General features: G+C 70.8%; 17 protein-coding genes and 1 rRNA gene. 15 read left to right on the top strand and 3 right to left on the bottom strand.

Features of this window, described 5'->3' with window-relative positions:
• From rrf to ACWC94_RS21180, 10 genes are all read left to right on the top strand, one after another.
• Positions 1–82, top strand: a 5S ribosomal RNA gene (rrf, locus tag ACWC94_RS21225); the annotation flags it as partial.
• A gap of 60 nt (positions 83–142) precedes the next feature.
• Positions 143–787 carry an HAD family hydrolase gene (locus ACWC94_RS21220; protein ID WP_450798341.1) on the top strand — a complete coding sequence of 215 codons (645 nt, stop codon included), beginning with the start codon at positions 143–145 and terminating at the stop codon, positions 785–787.
• Positions 788–880: 93 nt separating this feature from the next.
• Positions 881–1,615: a VC0807 family protein gene (locus tag ACWC94_RS21215; protein ID WP_450798340.1), complete on the top strand. Its 735-nt coding sequence runs from the start codon at positions 881–883 to the stop codon at positions 1,613–1,615.
• 81 nt (positions 1,616–1,696) lie between these two features.
• The gene (locus ACWC94_RS21210) at positions 1,697–2,923 is read left to right on the top strand and encodes an MFS transporter (protein WP_450798338.1); all 1,227 of its coding nucleotides are present in this window, start codon (positions 1,697–1,699) and stop codon (positions 2,921–2,923) included.
• On the top strand, positions 2,874–4,046 hold the full coding sequence (locus ACWC94_RS21205; protein ID WP_450798337.1) for an acetoin utilization protein AcuC: 1,173 nt from the start codon (positions 2,874–2,876) through the stop codon (positions 4,044–4,046). The genes ACWC94_RS21210 and ACWC94_RS21205 overlap by 50 nt, the downstream gene beginning before the upstream one ends.
• A 128-nt stretch (positions 4,047–4,174) precedes the next feature.
• The gene (locus ACWC94_RS21200; RefSeq protein ID WP_450798336.1) at positions 4,175–4,990 is read left to right on the top strand and encodes a phosphatase; all 816 of its coding nucleotides are present in this window, start codon (positions 4,175–4,177) and stop codon (positions 4,988–4,990) included.
• A 129-nt stretch (positions 4,991–5,119) separates the two neighbouring features.
• Positions 5,120–5,332 carry a helix-turn-helix domain-containing protein gene (locus tag ACWC94_RS21195; RefSeq protein WP_158727370.1) on the top strand — a complete coding sequence of 71 codons (213 nt, stop codon included), beginning with the start codon at positions 5,120–5,122 and terminating at the stop codon, positions 5,330–5,332.
• A 136-nt stretch (positions 5,333–5,468) separates the two neighbouring features.
• Positions 5,469–5,567 (top strand): 30S ribosomal protein bS22, encoded by a 99-nt coding sequence (locus tag ACWC94_RS21190; protein ID WP_003948845.1) that lies wholly within the window; start codon positions 5,469–5,471, stop codon positions 5,565–5,567.
• A 194-nt stretch (positions 5,568–5,761) separates the two neighbouring features.
• Positions 5,762–6,823 carry an NAD-dependent epimerase/dehydratase family protein gene (locus ACWC94_RS21185; RefSeq protein ID WP_450798335.1) on the top strand — a complete coding sequence of 354 codons (1,062 nt, stop codon included), beginning with the start codon at positions 5,762–5,764 and terminating at the stop codon, positions 6,821–6,823.
• A 14-nt stretch (positions 6,824–6,837) separates the two neighbouring features.
• Positions 6,838–7,902, top strand: a complete 1,065-nt coding sequence (locus ACWC94_RS21180; protein ID WP_450798334.1) for a lysophospholipid acyltransferase family protein — start codon at positions 6,838–6,840, stop codon at positions 7,900–7,902.
• Between the two features lie 83 nt (positions 7,903–7,985).
• Here the strand turns inward: ACWC94_RS21180 and ACWC94_RS21175 are convergent, their stop codons facing one another.
• The 3 genes from ACWC94_RS21175 to ACWC94_RS21165 all read right to left on the bottom strand — a co-directional run bounded on the left by ACWC94_RS21175 (position 7,986) and on the right by ACWC94_RS21165 (position 11,560).
• The gene (locus tag ACWC94_RS21175) at positions 7,986–9,206 is read right to left on the bottom strand and encodes a DUF5667 domain-containing protein (RefSeq protein WP_450798333.1); all 1,221 of its coding nucleotides are present in this window, start codon (positions 9,204–9,206) and stop codon (positions 7,986–7,988) included.
• 246 nt (positions 9,207–9,452) lie between these two features.
• Positions 9,453–10,232 (bottom strand): ECF subfamily RNA polymerase sigma factor, BldN family, encoded by a 780-nt coding sequence (locus ACWC94_RS21170; protein WP_450798332.1) that lies wholly within the window; start codon positions 10,230–10,232, stop codon positions 9,453–9,455.
• Positions 10,233–10,636: 404 nt separating this feature from the next.
• Positions 10,637–11,560, bottom strand: a complete 924-nt coding sequence (locus ACWC94_RS21165) for an HAD family hydrolase (protein ID WP_450798331.1) — start codon at positions 11,558–11,560, stop codon at positions 10,637–10,639.
• 170 nt (positions 11,561–11,730) lie between these two features.
• Here ACWC94_RS21165 and ACWC94_RS21160 point away from each other — a divergent pair, with 170 nt between their 5' ends.
• The 5 genes from ACWC94_RS21160 (at position 11,731) to ACWC94_RS21140 (ending at position 17,423) form a co-directional block, all read left to right on the top strand.
• On the top strand, positions 11,731–12,003 hold the full coding sequence (locus tag ACWC94_RS21160) for a glutaredoxin family protein (protein ID WP_450798330.1): 273 nt from the start codon (positions 11,731–11,733) through the stop codon (positions 12,001–12,003).
• A 281-nt stretch (positions 12,004–12,284) separates the two neighbouring features.
• A complete protein-coding gene (locus tag ACWC94_RS21155) occupies positions 12,285–13,046 on the top strand; it encodes a redox-sensing transcriptional repressor Rex (protein WP_450798329.1) in 762 nt (253 codons plus the stop codon).
• Complete coding sequence (locus ACWC94_RS21150; protein WP_450798328.1) at positions 13,043–14,758, top strand: glutamyl-tRNA reductase; 1,716 nt, start codon at positions 13,043–13,045, stop codon at positions 14,756–14,758. Before ACWC94_RS21155 ends, ACWC94_RS21150 begins: the two co-directional genes overlap by 4 nt.
• A complete protein-coding gene (hemC, locus tag ACWC94_RS21145; protein WP_450798327.1) occupies positions 14,755–15,714 on the top strand; it encodes a hydroxymethylbilane synthase in 960 nt (319 codons plus the stop codon). The genes ACWC94_RS21150 and hemC overlap by 4 nt, the downstream gene beginning before the upstream one ends.
• Positions 15,711–17,423, top strand: coding sequence for a uroporphyrinogen-III synthase (locus ACWC94_RS21140; RefSeq protein WP_450798326.1), 1,713 nt, complete (start codon positions 15,711–15,713; stop codon positions 17,421–17,423). The genes hemC and ACWC94_RS21140 overlap by 4 nt, the downstream gene beginning before the upstream one ends.
• Positions 17,424–17,426: the final 3 nt, after the last annotated feature.

The following is a 17,426-nucleotide window of genomic DNA, read 5'->3' as shown; positions in this document are numbered from 1 at the left end:
CATTCCGAACCCGGAAGCTAAGCCTCACAGCGCCGATGGTACTGCAGGGGGGACCCTGTGGGAGAGTAGGACACCGCCGAACAAATTTTGAGAAAGGCCCACGCCATCCGGCGTGGGCCTTTCTGCGTTTATGATCGAATGCATGCGCTATGACCTTGTCATCTTCGACAACGACGGTGTCCTCGTCGACAGTGAGCCGATTTCCAATCGGCACCTGGCCGCCTATCTGACCGAGCTGGGACACCCGACGTCGTACGAGGACTCCATCCGGGACTACATGGGATCGGCCATGCACCGGATCCACGAACTGGTGCTGGAGCGGACCGGGCAGCGACTGCCGGACGACTTCGACGACGTCTTCCACGCGCGCGTGTTCGCAGCGTTCGAGCGGGAGTTGCAGCCCGTGGCAGGCGTCGAGGGGGTACTGGAGAAGCTGGCCGCGGACGGGGTGCCGTACTGCGTGGCCTCCTCCGGGAGTCATGCGCGGATCCGTGTCGGGCATCGGACGACCGGCCTCGACCGGTGGTTCGCGGAGGGCCGCGTCTTCAGCTCCGAGGACGTGGGACGGGGGAAGCCGGCACCCGACCTGTTCCTGTACGCCGCGGAGCGGATGGGTGTGGCTCCGGAACGGTGCCTGGTCGTCGAGGACTCTCCGCTGGGCGTACAGGCGGCCGTTGCGGCCGGGATGGATGTCTTCGGGTTCACCGCGATGACGCCGGCGGCAAGGCTGGCGGGGGCGAATCAACTTTTCTCGTCCATGGGGGAGTTGGCCGACCTGCTGGTATGACCTGAGCCATCGGGCCGGACCTGACAATTGTCATGCGGACGTCCGGACGATCGTTTCTACCGGCGGACCCCCTGCGGCGGCGAAGCTGAGGGCATGACAACGAACACGGGGGCCCAGGGCCGGACCGAGCAGCAGAAGCAGAACCCGAGCGTGCTGGACAACTTCCTGCCGCTGATCCTGGACGTGGCGGTTCCGCTCGGCTCGTACTACCTGTTCAAGGACGCCTTCGGGATGAGCACCTTCGCCGCGCTCGCCCTCAGCAGCGTGGTGCCGGCGGTGCGGACCGTGTGGAGCGTGCTGAAGGAGCGGAAGGCGAACGGACTCGCCGGGCTGATCCTGGCCGTCAACCTGACCTCCCTGCTGCTGACCTTCGTCTCCGGTGACCCGCGGCTGATGCTCGCCAAGGACGGAGCGGTCAGCAGCACCGTCGGGATCGGGATCCTGCTCTCCGTGCGGCTGGGCAGGCCGATGATGACCGCGGGTCTGAAGCCCTTCCTGGTCAAGGGGGACACGGCCAAGGAGGCCGCCTGGGTCCGGCTGACGTCCGGGGCGGCGGCCCGGTCCGCGGAGTTCCTGCGCAAGGAGCGGGTCTACTCCGTCGTCTGGGGCCTGGCGCTGCTCGCCGAGTGCGTCGCGCGGGTCGTGGGCGCCTACACCATCCCCGTGGACACCATGGTCTGGCTCGGCACCGTCTTCCTGGTCGGCGCGATCGGGGTCGGCATGGTCGTCGGCGGTGGACTGGCCATCGAGCCGATGGAGAAGATGCTCTCGGCCGAGGCGGAGGCGGACCACGCCGGTCAGCACGCCGAGGTGGCGGCCGCCGCCTGATCCGCGAGGAAGTAAAGCTGAAGGAAATTCATCTTTGGCTGGATCTACCCACAGGTAGTCCGGGGCCCTACGCTCGCCGCCATGACTGATGTGCTGCGGCGCGGTAGGGCCTCGCTGGCGTTCAGCTTCTTCGCCCAGGGCGTCACCTTCGCCCTGCTGGTGACGCGCATCCCGGCCGTCCAGGACCGGTACGGCATCTCCGACGCGCTGCTGCCGGCCTTCCTGGCCGCCGTACCGGTCCTCGCCGGCGTCGGCAGCGTGACCACCGAGCAGTTGGTGAAGCGGATACGGCCCAGCCGGCTGCTGCGCTGGTCCCAGCCGCTGGTGCTGCTGGCGCTGCTCGGTGCCGGGGCGGGTGGGCGGATCGCGGGGCTGGCGGTGGCGCTGGGCGCGTTCGGGCTGGTGGTGGGGGCGTTGGACGCCTCCATGAACATGCTCGGGGTGAGCCTGCAGAGGTCGTACGGGCGCAGCATCATGCTCAGCTTCCACGCCGCGTACAGCCTGGGCGGGATCCTCGGTGCCTCGCTGGCGTGGGTCGGGGCGCACTGGCATCTCGCGCTGTGGGTGTCGTACCTGCCGGTGGTGGTCGTGCTGCTGCCGGCGACGCTCCTGGGGAGCCGGTGGTACGTCGACGGGGACGCGACGCCTTTGGAGGGGCAGGGCGCCCCGGGCGGGGGTGTCGTCTTCAAGCTGCTGCTGCCGTTGTGTCTGGTGATGACCTTCGCCTACATCGGGGACTCGACCGTCTCCAACTGGAGCGCGAAGTATCTGAAGGACGTGCTGGGCAGTTCGGAGCAGCTGGCGACCGTGCCGTACAACGTGTACATGGTGACCACGCTGCTGGGGCGGACCATCGGGGACTTCGGGGTGCGGCGGTTCGGGGCGGTGGCGGTCGTACGGCTCGGGACGCTGGTGGCGGCCGGCGGGTTCGCGGTGGTGGCGTCGGCGCCCGGGGCGTGGGTCGGGATGCTCGGGTTCACCCTGTTGGGCCTGGGACTGTGTGTGCTGGTGCCGCAGACGTTCGCGGCGGCCGGGCGGCTGGCTTTTGAGCATCACGGCTCAGGGTCTTCGGACGCGGCCATCGCGCGGCTGAACATCTTCAATTACGTGGGTTTTCTGGTCGGTTCGCCGTTGGTGGGGGCGCTGGGCGATGCGTGGAGCTATCGCGGGGCCATGCTCGTGCCGATGGTGTTGGTGCTGGTGACACTGGTGTACGCCAGGTCGTTCGCCGCTCAACCGGACCGATACGGTGGCGGGCATGAGCGGCCGCGCACAGCTGATGTGGGACGAGGCAGTAACGGGCTATGACTTCGGCCCGGACCATCCGATGGATCCGGTCCGGCTGGCACTGACCCGGAAACTGGTGGGTGCCTTCGGGCTCGACCGGGAGTTGGAGGTCGTCGCGGCCAAGCCTGCCGGGGAGTCGACGCTGCGGCTGGTCCACCGGGAGGACTACATCGACGCCGTGAAGGCCGCGTCGGCCGATCCGGCGGGGGCCGACGTGTCGTACGGGCTCGGGACTCTTGATGATCCTGCGTTTGCGGGGATGCACGAGGTGTCGGCGTTGATCGCCGGGCAGTCGGTCGGGGCGGCGGAGGCGGTGTGGCGGGGGGACGTGGAGCACGCCGTGAACTTCGCGGGCGGGCTGCACCATGCGATGCCCGGGGGTGCGTCGGGGTTCTGTGTGTACAACGACGCGTCGCTGGCCATCGCCCGGTTGCTGGAGCTGGGGGCCGAGCGGGTCGCGTACGTGGACGTCGACGTGCATCACGGGGACGGGGTGCAGGCGGCGTTCTGGGAGGATCCGCGAGTTCTGACGATCTCGTTGCACGAGCATCCCCGTACGTTGTTCCCGCAGACCGGGTGGCCGGAGGAGACCGGGGCCGGGGCGGGGGAGGGGGCCGCGGTGAACGTGGCGCTGCCGGCGGGGACCGGGGACGCGGGGTGGGTGCGGGCGTTTCACGCGGTGGTGCCGGAGCTGCTCGCGGAGTTCCGGCCGCAGGTGCTGGTGTCCCAGCACGGGGCTGACACGCACTTCGAGGATCCGCTGGCGCATCTTGCCGTGTCGCTGGACGCGCAGCGGGCTGTGCAGGTCGCGTGCCATGAGCTGGCGCACGAGTACGCCGGGGGGAAGTGGGTCGCTCTGGGGGGCGGGGGGTACGCGGTGGTGGATGTCGTGCCGCGGTCGTGGACGCACTTGGTCGCGATCGCCGCGGGGAGGCCGGTGGCGCCGGAGACGGTGATTCCCGAGGGGTGGCGACAGGAGGTGTTCGCCCGGACCCGGCAGTCGGCGCCGCGGCGGATGACTGATGGGCGGTGGCCGGTGAGCTGGGCGTCGTGGGAGTCGGGTTACGACCCTGCGGATCGGCTTGATCAGGCGGTACGGGCCACCCGGCGGGCGGTGTTTCCGCTGCGGGGTCTTCTCCCCTGAACCGGCCAGGGGGTTTCTCCCCTGGTCCCCTGCCGGGCCGGGCGGGCGGCAGGCAGTCGTTACGCCAACCGTGCGCACTTCCCCCGTTCCGGTCCCGGTTCCGCTCCCCATGCGTCACCATCGCATCCGTGTCGACCGGCGGAGCTCTGCGTGCGCATCTGCTGGCTGTCCGGCTTGCCGGGGAGGTCGGGACGTCCCGGGAGGACAGTCTGCGGAGTTATCGGCTGTTCGCTGCCCGGGATCCACGGGTGCTGATCGGGATCGATCCCGAAGGGGCCTGGGGGCAGCGGGACGTGCTGGAGCTCATGGCGGAGAAGTGCGGGGTTTCGGCCGATCCTCGGCACACTTCCGGCCTGGATGTGATCGATCCTGAGCGTACGCTGGCCGCGCTGGACGCTTTCGCGGGACGGATCGGGGAGGCGGCCCGGCGGGGTGCGCCCGTGCTGTTCGGGACCGGGCACCCGCACCGGCTACTGGGTTTCTACGCCGGCTTGGCGGACGCGCTCTCGTCGGCGGGGTGTGACGTGCTCACCCCCGCGCAGGGTCGCTGTGTCGACATATTGACCCGGTTCGGTCTACGTACGTGCGCGGTCGACTACGCACGGGGTGTCGGGTTGGTGCGGGAAACCGTCGGTGGGCGCCCCGGTTGTGAGCCGGGCGTGCACTGTCATTCGCCGCTGCCGGTTCGGGTCGCGCTCGAGGCCGCGGCGGAAGGCGGCGGACCGTTGCCCGAGTTGGTCGTCGGAGATCACGGATGGGCCTGCGGTGCAGGTCAGCTGGGGTTCGAGGCCATCGGTCTGGCCGACACCGACGATCCGGCGCTGTTCGTGGGGGAGGCGGAGGGGCGCCTGTCCGTCGTCGTTCCGGTTGATGACGCGGTGCCGTCTGATCACTACCGGCCTCTCACCCGCTACGTACTCAAACGAGCGTGTCTGTCACAGTAGGCCTGCGATGGGTGCACCTCTTCCCCACTTGCATCACCCGCCCCTACATTGGGGAGTGAGCACGCAACGACGAAGAGTCACCGGAAGGGGAAGCCGGTGGCCGTCGAGTGCGGAAGGTTCAGGTGTGTCATGGGTGCAGCTGGCGAGAGGCCTCTGAACGAGGTTCAGTTCCTTACCGTGGCGGAGGTCGCCTCGGTGATGCGAGTGTCGAAGATGACCGTGTACCGCCTGGTGCACAGCGGTCATCTGCCCGCGATCCGGGTGGGGAGGTCCTTCCGCGTCCCGGAACAGGCGGTACACGAGTACCTCCGTGACAGCTATGTGGGGGTGGAGACGGCCTGACGGCGACCCCCGGGTAACCCGGGGGTACCCCCTCGATTACGACCTGAGCGCTCGGTTGGGTAGGCTAGCCCCTCGTAGGTCGTGTGGGCCCATGGCGCCCAAACAACCGAGTGATGAGAAGTGAGCGAGGGTAGTCGTGGGCTCTGTTATCAAGAAGCGGCGCAAGCGGATGGCCAAGAAGAAGCACCGCAAGCTGCTCAAGCGCACGCGCGTTCAGCGTCGCAACAAGAAGTAAGCGACGCGCGAGAGCGTGTCAGCGTGCATCTGTGGCCTCCCACCAGCACTGGTGGGAGGCCACAGGCGTGTTTGGGGAACCCGGAAGTTCCGATGAGTGAATTTCCGTCACGTCCTGCATCGGGCGGTCATCACAGCGCAACATCGACCCGCTAGGTTGGCCGTACGCATCACGTACGAAGGAAGGCGCTGATCTTGGGGAAGGTCGTGCTCGTCACGGGAGTGGCCCGGCAACTGGGCGGTCGCTTCGTACGGCGGATCCAGCGGGATCCCGAGGTCGACCGGGTGATCGCCGTGGACGCGGTGCCGCCGGCGCACCATCTGGGCGGGGCGGACTTCATCCAGGCCGACATCCGGCAGCCGACGATCGCCCGGGTGCTCGCGGAGACGGGTGCCGACACGGTCGTCCACATGGACGTGACGGGCACGGCGCTGGGCAGCGGCAGCCGGGCCACCGTCAAGGAGACCAACGTCATCGGCACCATGCAGCTGCTCGGCGCCTGCCAGAAGTCGCCGACGGTGAAGCGGCTGGTGGTGAAGTCCAGTACGAACGTGTACGGGTCGGCGCCGCGTGATCCGGCCGTGTTCACCGAGACGACCCCGCCGAAGTCGCTGCCCAGCGGTGGCTTCGCGAAGGACACGGTCGAGGTCGAGGGGTACGTGCGCGGGTTCGCCCGGCGGCGGCCGGACGTCGCCGTGTGCGTGCTGCGGTTCGCCAACATCCTCGGGCCGGCCGCGGACACCCCGCTGGCCTCCTACTTCGCGCTGCCGGTCCTGCCGACCGTGTTCGGCTACGACCCGCGGCTGCAGTTCGTGCACGAGGACGACGTCATCGAGGTGCTGAGGATCGCGTCGCACGAGCCGCGCCGGGGCACCCTCAACAGCGGCACCTTCAACATCGCCGGGGACGGCGTGCTGCTGCTGTCGCAGTGCTCGCGGCGGCTCGGGCGGCCGACCGTGCCGCTGCTGCTGCCCGCGGTCACCTGGGCGGGTTCGCTGGTGCGTACGCTCGGTATGACGGACTTCTCGCCGGAGCAGATCCGGCTGCTCACGCACGGACGGGTGGTGGACACGGTCCAGATGCGCGAGACGCTGGGCTACACACCCGGGTACACGACCGCGGAGACGTTCGCCGACTTCGCACGCGGCCAGGGACCCGGGCTGGTGCCGCCGGAGGCCCTCGCGGGGGCCGTCGACCGGATCGCCGGGCTGGCCGCGCGGGGCGGCGGCCGGCCCACCACGCACAGTGCCAACTGAGGAGAGCGGCAACGATGGCGGACGCCAAGGTCATTCCGTTCGACGACGACCGGTCCCGTGGGAGCGCGGCGCAGCGCCCGCCGCGGCGCCGCGGCACGGGCAGCCGGCGCGGCACCCTCGGCGAGACCGGGGAGATGGGTGAGGTCCAGCCTCTGCCGGGCCGGGCCGGGGCGCAGGAAGAGGGGCGTGTGAGCCGTGAGCAGGAGCCGCTGGAGCGATCGGGTGCCTACGGGCCGGGCGGCGGCCTGGAGCGGCGTGTGGCGGCCGGACTGGCCTTTCTGCGGCGCCGGCTGACCGGGGACTACGACGTCGACGACTTCGGTTTCGACGAGGAGCTGACCGACCAGGTCCTGATGTCGCTGCTGCGGCCGGTGTACGAGAAGTACTTCCGGGTCGAGGTGAAGGGGATCGAGAACATCCCGGCGAAGGGCGGGGCACTGATCGTCGCCAACCACTCCGGGACGCTGCCGCTGGACGGGCTGATGATGCAGGTCGCCGTGCACGACCACCATCCGGCCGACCGTCATCTGCGGCTGCTGGCGGCCGACTTGGTGTTCGTGCTGCCGGTGGTCAACGAGCTGGCCCGCAAGCTGGGGCACACCCTGGCGTGCGCGGAGGACGCGGAGCGGCTGCTGGCGCAGGGCGAGCTGGTCGGGGTGATGCCGGAGGGCTTCAAGGGGATCGGGAAACCTTTCAGCGAGCGGTACAAGCTCCAGCGCTTCGGCCGCGGCGGTTTCGTGTCGACCGCGCTGCGGCAGGGCGCGCCGATCATTCCGTGCTCGATCGTCGGGGCGGAGGAGATCTACCCGATGATCGGCAACGCGAAGACGTTGGCGCGGCTGCTGGGCTTCCCGTACTTCCCGCTGACACCGACGTTCCCCTGGCTCGGCCCGCTGGGCGCGATTCCGCTGCCGACGAAGTGGACCATCCAGTTCGGCGAGCCGATCCCGACGGACGGGTATCCGCCGGAGGCGGCCGAGGACCCGATGCTGATGTTCAACCTGACCGACCAGGTACGGGAGCAGATCCAGCACACGCTGTACAAGCTGCTCGTGCAGCGGCGCTCGGTGTTCTTCTGACGCCGGTCCGACGCTGGTCCGGATACGACAACGGGGGCGCCCTGCTCGGATAGGGCGCCCCCGCCGTCGTAGCCGTATCGGGGCTAGTGCGTCTCCTCGCCCTCGATGCCCAGGCCGGGCAGGAGGCCCGGCAGGAGCGGGGGAAGGGTGACGTCCGGTGCGCTCGTCGGGGGCTTGCTGGTGGACGGCGCGCTGCTGCCGGGGCCGAGCTTCGGCGGTTCCAGCAGGCCGCCGGTGTTGCCGCCGATGAGGCCCTCGCCGCCGTTGCCGGTCGCCGAACCGCTCGGGTCCTTGGTGCTCCCGTGCTTGGCGGAGGACGGGGTGTGGCCGGCGGAGCTCGGCGCGGTCGACCGGCGGCCGCCGGAGGAACCGGTGGTCGCCGAGCCGGATCCCTGCCGTTTGCCGTCGCTGCTCGGGGAGGAGGGCGGCTGCGGGAGCAGGGACTGCAGCGGGGCGACCTCTTGGTCTATGGCGTCGAACACCGACGACACCTGCTCTTTGACGTCCCCGAGCTGTACGGGCAGCTTGTGGCTGAGCGCGCTCCAGGCCTCGCGGTGCGACCGGGAGAACGCGGACAGGGCCTGGATCGGGCCGAGCGAGCCGGGGTCGGCCTCGTAGGCCTCGTGGAGCAGGCGGTGGCCCTCCGTCACGTCGTGCTGCATGCCGGAGAGCGTGCGGCGGATCTCGCCGATGGACTCGTGGTCGAGCTGGCCGCCGCGACCGCGCTCCATCAGCCGGCGGGCCTCGCTGAGCCGGGTGGAGGCCTGGTCCAGGTAGGTCTGGCCGCGCTGGTCGTCGCCGTCGGTCAGGTAGTTGAGCTTGAAGTCCTCCATGCCGCGTTTCAGGCCGTACAGCGAGTCGCCGGGCAGGGCGTCGGAGCTTGCGGCGGCGACCCCGCCGAAGGCCCCGGCGGCCACGCCGACGCTCAGCCCGCCCGCGGCGAGCCCCTTGGTCAGCCGGGAACGCGGGCGGAGTTTGCCCAGGGAGCTCGCCCGGTGCGCGCCTTTCTGTCTGGGTACCGACGCGTCCGCCGCCCCGGTGCCCTCCTGGAGCATGGCCTCCATCGCGGCCACCAGCTGGGCGCGCTGCACGACCTTGACCTCGGGGTCGAGCTGCGGCCTGGGCAGCGCGCCGAGGCCCGCGGCGAGGGCCAGCAGCTCGCCCTGCTCGGACTGCTCCTCGGCAGTCGGCGGGCACCCCGCCGGGCCAACGGACTGCTCGGCCGCCGTGTCCCGGTCGGACTGCTCCTCCAGGGCCTGGGCGAAGGCGCTCGCCCGCCGGTGGGCCGATACGTTCGCGATCACTGGCGGCACCTCCTCTCGTCATGACGGTCGACTCCCCAGGGGGTCCTGAGGGTTGCACGCCGCGACCACTTCCACACGATCGAGTGATCAGGGTCGGCCAAGACGTGACCACAGGGAGCCTGTATCCCGCACAACGACTGGCGCGGCACTTGGGTTACGGACGGCGGATGACCGGATCGGAAAGGCAACCGGCGTTCACGGAGCGTGAGTTGGGCGTCGCTGTGGGTGTCGGGCGCGGGCTGCGGCTCAGCGCGCGTCGTCCGGCAGGAGCCGGGCCAGAGTGCGTACGGCGCGGTACTGGAGGGTCTTGATGGCGCCCTCGTTCTTGCCCATGACGCGGGCGGTCTCGGCGACCGAGAGGCCCTGCAGAAAGCGGAGCGTGACGCACTCCTGCTGCTGTGGATTGAGCCGGCGCACGGCGTCGAGCAGGGCGGCGTTCGACAGGGACTCCAGGACGGAGTCCTCCGGGGAGCGTTCGACCTCGTTGGCGTCGAGCATCTCGCCGGTGGTGACCTCCAGCCGGAAGCGGCTGGACTTGAAGTGGTCGGCGACGAGGTTCCGGGCGATCGTCACCAGCCAGGCGCCGAAGTCCCGGCCCTGCCAGGTGAAGGTGCCGATCCTCCGGAGGGCCCGCAGAAAGGTCTCGCTGGTGAGGTCCTCGGCGGTGGCCCGGCCGCCGACGCGGTAGTAGATGTACCGGTACACCGTGTCGCTGTACTGGTCGTACAGCCGGCCGAAGGCCTCGGCCTCGCCCGCCTGGGCGCGCTCGACCAGGTCCATCATCCGGGCGCTGTCGCTGTCGGCGGCCGGGCGGCGGGCGGTGGGGGCGGCGCCGGCGGAGCGCCCTCGTCTGCCGACCGCGGCGCCGCCGTCGGCCAGTGCGTAGCACGGGCCGACGGGCGCGGCGGCGAAGGCGGGGACGGCGTACGCGGTGGGGACGAGGCCGCGCAGCGTCTCTTTGACCGTTGCGACTGTTGCGCGCAGCGTAGCCAGGCCCGAGGCGTCAACCCCGACGTGTGGGTACACGGGACTCCCAGAGGCAGAGCTTCCATCACGTGCAGTGCGGGACCGTTCACCCGTCGTAGCGACGGAGGGGTACCGGTTTGCGTCTGAGGAGAATAACGCTTCGTGCAGGCACTGCTACACCGAGTTGCTCAAATCATCGATTGCGTCGCTTCTCTTACCGGTTGGCGTCATATCAAGTGCCGCAGATTGACCGCTTGTTGATCGAAAAGCAGCCGGTTTCGGCAAGGTACGGGGCGTGTTGAAATGGCCGCGGCATAATCCGGTGTGCGAGAAGCGTCCCGAACGGGCGCGCGTTCGTATCGACATGCGGCTCCGCCGCGCGGGCGCGAACGGCCACGGCGGACCCGCGGCCGGCCGACGGCCCGCAGCCCCGCGGCGACGACCGCGACCGGCCCCCGGCGGAGCTACCGGCGCCGTCGGCTCAAGGCGATGGCCGCCGCGGTGCCACCGGCGACCGCGCCGACCCCGGCCGCCGCCGGGATGCCCACCTTCGCCGCCTTCCGGCCCGTGCGGTAGTCCCGCAGGCGCCAGTCCTTGTCACGGGCGTGTTTGCGCAGCTTGGCGTCGGGGTTGATGGCGTAGGGGTGGCCGACCAGGCACAGCATCGGGATGTCGTTGTGGCTGTCGCTGTAGGCCGCGCAGCGGGAGAGGTCCAGGCCCTCCGCCGAGGCCAGGGCGCGGACCGCCTCCGCCTTCGCGGGGCCGTGGAGGGGTTCGCCGACCAGCTTGCCGGTGTACACGCCGTCCACCGACTCGGCCACCGTGCCGAGGGCACCCGTGAGACCCAGGCGGCGGGCGATGACCTGGGCGATCTCCACCGGCGCCGCCGTGACGAGCCACACCTTCTGGCCGGCGTCCAGGTGGGCCTGGGCCAGGGCGCGGGTGCCGGGCCAGATGCGGTCGGCCATGTACTCGTCGTAGATCTCCTCGCCGATCGATGCGAGTTCGGCGACGCGGTGGCCCTTGACGATCGACAGCGCCGAGTCCCGGGCGTCCTGCATGTGCTCGGGGTCCTCCACGCCGGCCAGCCGGAACCACGCCTGCTGCCAGGCGAACCTGGCCAGGTCGCGGGTCTCGAAGAACTTCCGCTTGTACAGGCCCCGGCCGAAGTGGAACAGCGCGGCGCCCTGCATCACGGTGTTGTCGAGGTCGAAGAAGGCAGCCGCCCGGTCGTCGCCGATCACCGGGAACTCCGGTTCGGTGACCTGCGGAGCCTCCTGCGCTTCCTGGGAGGACTTGCGGGCAGCCTCCGCCGAGGCCTCGCCTGCCAACACGCTGCGCGCCGTGGCGGAGCGCCTACGAGGAGTGAGCCATCCGAGAGCGGCCATGTCGTGAGCATAGCCAGTTTGTTCGGTGCTTCCGTCAGGCGAGAGGTGGGAAGCGCGTGAACTCTCCGCGACCGGGCCGTTAAACGCCGCAGGGCCGCGGGCCGGGCCGTGGGACGGCGGGCCCGGCGCGCGGGGGAGCGGTCGGCGGGCGGCGCGGGAGAATGGCCGGTATGACTCCCCTTTTCCGGCGCAAGGCCGATCCCCGCGAGCGGCTCGTCACGCTGATCCGCAAGCCCGGCTGTCATCTGTGCGACGACGCCGCACTCGTCGTCGACAAGGTCTGCGGCGAACTCGGCGTGTCCTGGGAGCAGAAGGACATCACCGAGGACCGCGCGCTGCACGACCGGTACTGGGAGCAGATCCCGGTCGTACTGATCGACGGCGAGCAGCACACCTTCTGGCGCGTGAACGAGGAGCGGCTGCGCCGGGCACTGACCGACTAGTACAAACTGGTCCGGAAAGTCGCTTAGGATCGACGGCGGTTTGATCTCGGGGGCGGGATTCGTGAGGAGAGTGTGCGATTTTGCCCCCAGTAACGAAGGAACGTCGGTGCGTATGTGCCGGTTCCCGACGAGGGCGCCCCGGTTGCGTGACCCCGGTCACTTCTGCCGGGCAAATCGGACACCATCTTTGTGCACGCGTTCACAAAGACATAGCCTGCTGTCGACGGGGCGGTCTGGGGACGTATGACCGCCCGCAGCCCCGCTCTACCCGCAGGAGCACCGTGGCAACTGGCCGAACACACCGACCGGCGACCCGTAGCCGAGGAATTCCCGAGGCCACCGTCGCCAGGCTTCCGCTGTACCTCCGAGCCCTGACCGCGCTGTCGGAGCGCTCGGTACCCACGGTCTCCTCCGAGGAGCTGGCCGCGGCGGCGGGGGTCAACTCCGCCAAGCTGCGCAAGGACTTCTCGTACCTGGGCTCCTACGGAACGCGCGGTGTCGGCTACGACGTGGAGTATCTCGTCTACCAGATCTCCCGTGAACTCGGCCTGACCCAGGACTGGCCGGTTGTCATCGTCGGTATCGGTAACCTCGGCGCCGCCCTGGCCAACTACGGCGGGTTCGCCTCCCGCGGTTTCCGGGTCGCGGCCCTCATCGACGCCGATCCCGCAATGGCCGGAAAGCCCGTCGCCGGCATCCCGGTCCAGCACACGGACGACCTCGAGAAGATCATCAAGGACAACGGGGTCTCCATCGGCGTCATCGCCACCCCCGCCGGTGCCGCCCAGCAGGTCTGCGACCGGCTCGTGGCCGCCGGGGTCACCTCCATCCTGAACTTCGCGCCGACCGTGCTGTCCGTCCCGGACGGCGTCGACGTGCGCAAGGTCGACCTCTCGATCGAGCTCCAGATCCTCGCCTTCCACGAGCAGCGCAAGGCCGGCGAGGAGACCGCCGCGGGCGACGGCGCGCTGCCCGCCACCACCCGTGACACCTCCTCCGACCAGGGGCCCGACGGGGACGTACCCGCCGTGATGCCGGCATGAGTCTCCTCGTCGTCGGGCTGAGCCACCGCAGCGCGCCGGTCAGCGTGCTGGAGCGGGCCGCGCTGAGCACGGACGCCCAGACCAAGCTGCTGCAGGACACGGTCGCCGCCGAGCCGGCCACCGAGGCCGCGGTGCTCGCCACCTGCAACCGCATCGAGCTGTACGCCGACGTGGACAAGTTCCACGCCGGTGTCGCCGAGCTGTCCACGCTGCTCGCCCAGCACAGCGGTGTCGGCCTGGAGGAACTGACCCCCTATCTCTACGTCCACTACGAGGACCGGGCCGTCCACCACCTGTTCTCGGTGGCCTGCGGTCTGGACTCGATGGTCGTCGGCGAGGGACAGATCCTCGGCCAGATCAAGGACTCCCTGGCCCGCGCGCAGGAACTGCACACCGCCGGCAAGCTGCTGAACGACCTGTTCCAGCAGGCCCTGCGGGTGGGCAAGCGGGCCCACTCCGAGACCGGTATCGACCGCGCCGGCCAGTCCCTGGTCACCTTCGGCCTGGAGCAGCTGGCCGTCTCCGCCGCGGTGCCCGCGTGGGCCGAGGGCAAGAAGGCGCTGGTCATCGGCGCCGGGTCGATGTCCTCGCTGGCCGCGGCCACGCTCGCGCGGGCCGGGGTCGCCGAGGTCGTGGTCGCCAACCGCACCTTCGAGCGCGCCGAGCGGCTCGCACGGATCCTCACCGAGGCCGAGGACAGCACGGCGACCGCCCGCGCGGTGCCGATGGACGCCATACCGGGTGAACTGACACGTGCCGACGTCATCGTCTCCTGTACCGGGGCGACGGGCCTGGTGCTCACGGCGGAGGCGGTCGCCCAGGCGGTCGAGGGCCGCACCGGCGCCCCCGTCGCCGAGGTCGCCGAGACCGGTCGCACGGCCGGGGACGGCAGCGCCCGTACGGCCCCGAAGGCCACCGTCACCCCGCTGCCGCCCACCGGCGTCGGCACCGACGAGAACTGCCCGCTGGACCTGGCCGCCGTACAGCCCGGCTTCTCCGTCATGGGTGAGGCCGCCGTCGCCGGCATGGACGCGGCCACCCTGGAGCAGCACGCGGCCTGGGTGGCGGGAGGCACGGTGGACCGGCGGGACCGGCGCACCCCCGAGGCGGACGCCGAGCTGATCACCGCGCTCGCCGCGACCGTCGCGACGGTCGGCCGGATCCCCGAGCGGCGCAAGCCCGAGCCGGTCGCCGAGCGCCCGGCGCCCTCCCTCTTCCTCCTCGACCTGGCCATGCCCCGCGACATCGACGCGGCCGTGCACCGGCTGGCCGGGGTACGGCTGGTCGACATCGAGTCGCTGGCGGAAGCCTCCGCCGACGCGCCGATGGCGGCCGATGTGGACCTGGTCCGGCGTATCGTCTGCGACGAGGTCGCGGCCTTCGGCGCGGCACTGCGGGCGGCGCACATCACGCCGACCGTGGTCGCGCTGCGCAGCATGGCCGCCGACGTCGTCGCCAGTGAGATCGCGCGGCTCGACGGCCGCCTGCCCGACCTGGACGAACGCCAGCGCGGCGAGATCCGCCAGGCCGTGCACCGGGTCGTCGACAAGCTGCTGCACGCGCCGACCGTACGGGTCAAGCAGCTCGCGGCCGAGCCCGGCGGCGCCGGGTACGCGGACGCGTTGCGCACCCTGTTCGACCTCGACCCCGAGACGGTCGCCTCCGTCTCCCGGGCCGGGGACAGCACAGACAAGAAGGACCGACCGGCATGAGTGACAAGGCACTGAGACTGGGGACCAGGCGCAGCAAGCTCGCCATGGCCCAGTCCGGGCAGGTGGCGGAGGCCGTCCGCCAGGTGACCGGGCGGCCCGTCGAGCTGGTCGAGATCACCACGTACGGCGACACCTCCCGTGAGCACCTGACGCAGATCGGCGGCACCGGCGTGTTCGTCACGGCGCTGCGCGACGCGCTGCTCAAGGGCGAGGTCGACTTCGCGGTTCATTCGCTCAAGGACCTGCCCACCGCGCAGCCCGAGGAGCTGGTCCTGGCGGCCGTTCCGGTGCGCGAGGACCCTCGGGACGTGATCGTCGCCCGGGACGCGCTGAAGTTCACGGACCTGCCCCGCGGGGCGCGCATCGGCACCGGTTCGCCGCGCCGCATGGCGCAGCTGAACGCGTACGCCCGCGCCCACGGCCTGGACATCGAGACGGTCCCGATACGCGGCAACGTCGACACCCGCATCCGGTACGTCCGGGACGGTGAACTCGACGCGGTCGTCCTGGCCGCCGCCGGACTGAACCGGATCGGCCGGATCGACGAGGTGACCGACTTCCTGTCGGTCGACACGGTTTTGCCCGCCCCCGGCCAGGGGGCCCTGGCGATCGAGTGTGCCGCGGACCGCGCGGACCTGATCGCGGCGCTCGGCGAGCTCGACGACCCGTTCACGCGGGCCGCCGTGACCGCCGAACGGTCACTGCTCGCCGCCCTGGAGGCCGGCTGCAGCGCCCCTGTGGGCGCGCTGGCCGACCACCTGGCCGACGGGCAGATTGTCAAGGAAATGCGCCTGCGCGGCGTCGTCGGCACGACCGACGGCACCCGCATGGTGCAGCTGTCCACCACCGGTCCCGTGCCCGAGACGCACGACCAAGCGCTGGCGCTCGGTCGCGAACTCGCCACCGAGATGCTTGCCCAGGGCGCGGCCGGTCTGATGGGGGAGCGAGCACATTGAGCCCCACCGCCCTTCCTGCCGCCGGTCCTGAACACGGGCACGTCACCTTCCTCGGTGCCGGACCCGGAGATCCGGGACTGCTGACCCTGCGCGCCGTGGAGGCGCTGTCGAGCGCGGACGTCCTGGTCGCCGAGCACGAGGTGCTCGACGTGATCCGGACGCACGCCCGACAGGGCGTCTCCGTGGTCCAGACGGACGCAGACCCTTCCTCGGTCTCGCCGCCGGGCACGGGCACACCCCAGCTGACGGTCGTTGACGGCACGTCAACAGCCGCCGCTGTCCCGGCTGCTGCCCGGGATGCCGCTCATCTTGTCATGGAGGCCGCGCGGGGCGGCAGGCGGGTCGTCCGTGCGGTGTCCGGGGACCCGGGACTTGATACGTACGCGGCCGAGGAAATGCTCGCCTGCGCCGCCGCCGGGGTGCCCTTCGAGGTCGTCCCGGGCGTGGCGGCGGCGGTCGGTGTGCCCGCGTACGCCGGTGTGCCGCTGCGGGACGCCGAGGGCGCGGACGTCCGGTTCGTGGACGCCCGTACGGCCTCGGAGCGCTGCTGGACCGAGGTCGGCGCGTCGGACGGCACGGTCGTCGTCTCCACGACCCTGGACTCGGTCGCCGCGGCGGCGGGGGAGCTGGTGTCGGCGGGCCGCAAGCCCGACACCCCCCTGTCGGTCACGATCGCGGGTACGACGACCCGCCAGCGCACCTGGACGGCGACGCTCGGCACGATCGCGCAGACCCTGAAGCAGGCGAAGGTGCTGCCGTCCCCCGACGGCGGCCGGCCGGTCATAGCCGTCGTCGGCGAGCGTTCCGCCGCCGCCCGGCGCGACCAGCTGTCGTGGTTCGAGTCCAAGCCGCTGTTCGGCTGGAAGGTGCTCGTGCCGCGCACGAAGGAACAGGCGGCGTCGCTCTCCGACCAGCTGCGGTCCTACGGCGCGGTGCCGCACGAGGTCCCGACGATCGCGGTCGAGCCGCCGCGCACGCCCCAGCAGATGGAGCGCGCGGTCAAGGGCCTGGTGACCGGCCGCTACGAGTGGATCGCCTTCACGTCGGTCAACGCGGTGAAGGCGGTGCGGGAGAAGTTCGAGGAGTACGGCCTCGACGCGCGTGCCTTCGCGGGCATCAAGGTGGCCGCCGTGGGCGAGCAGACGGCCAAGGCGCTGGTCGCCTTCGGCGTGAAGCCGGACCTGGTGCCGAGCGGTGAGCAGTCGGCGGCGGGCCTCCTGGAGGACTGGCCGCCGTACGACCCGGTGTTCGACCCGATCGACCGTGTTTTCCTCCCCCGCGCGGACATCGCCACGGAAACCCTGGTCGCCGGTCTGATCGAGCTGGGCTGGGAGGTGGACGACGTCACGGCCTACCGGACCGTGCGTGCGTCGCCGCCGCCGGCGGAGACGCGGGAGGCGATCAAGGGCGGCGGGTTCGACGCGGTGCTCTTCACGTCGTCGTCGACGGTCCGCAACCTGGTCGGTATCGCGGGCAAGCCGCACAACGTGACGGTGATCGCGTGCATCGGTCCCGCCACGGCGAAGACGGCCGAGGAGCACGGGCTGCGGGTGGACGTCATGGCGCCCGAGCCGTCCGTGCACAAGCTGGCGGAAGCGCTGGCCGACTTCGGGATGAAGAGGCGGGCCGCCGCGCTGGAGGCCGGGGATCCGGTGACTCGGCCGAGCGAGCGGCGGCCGGGGGCGCGGAGGCGTCGGTCGACGACCTGAGAT

The sequence above is a fragment of the Streptomyces sp. NPDC001135 genome, from assembly GCF_053598395.1.
Note: the sequence above shows the minus strand (reverse complement) of the source record. Positions and strands in the feature narration are given on the sequence as shown.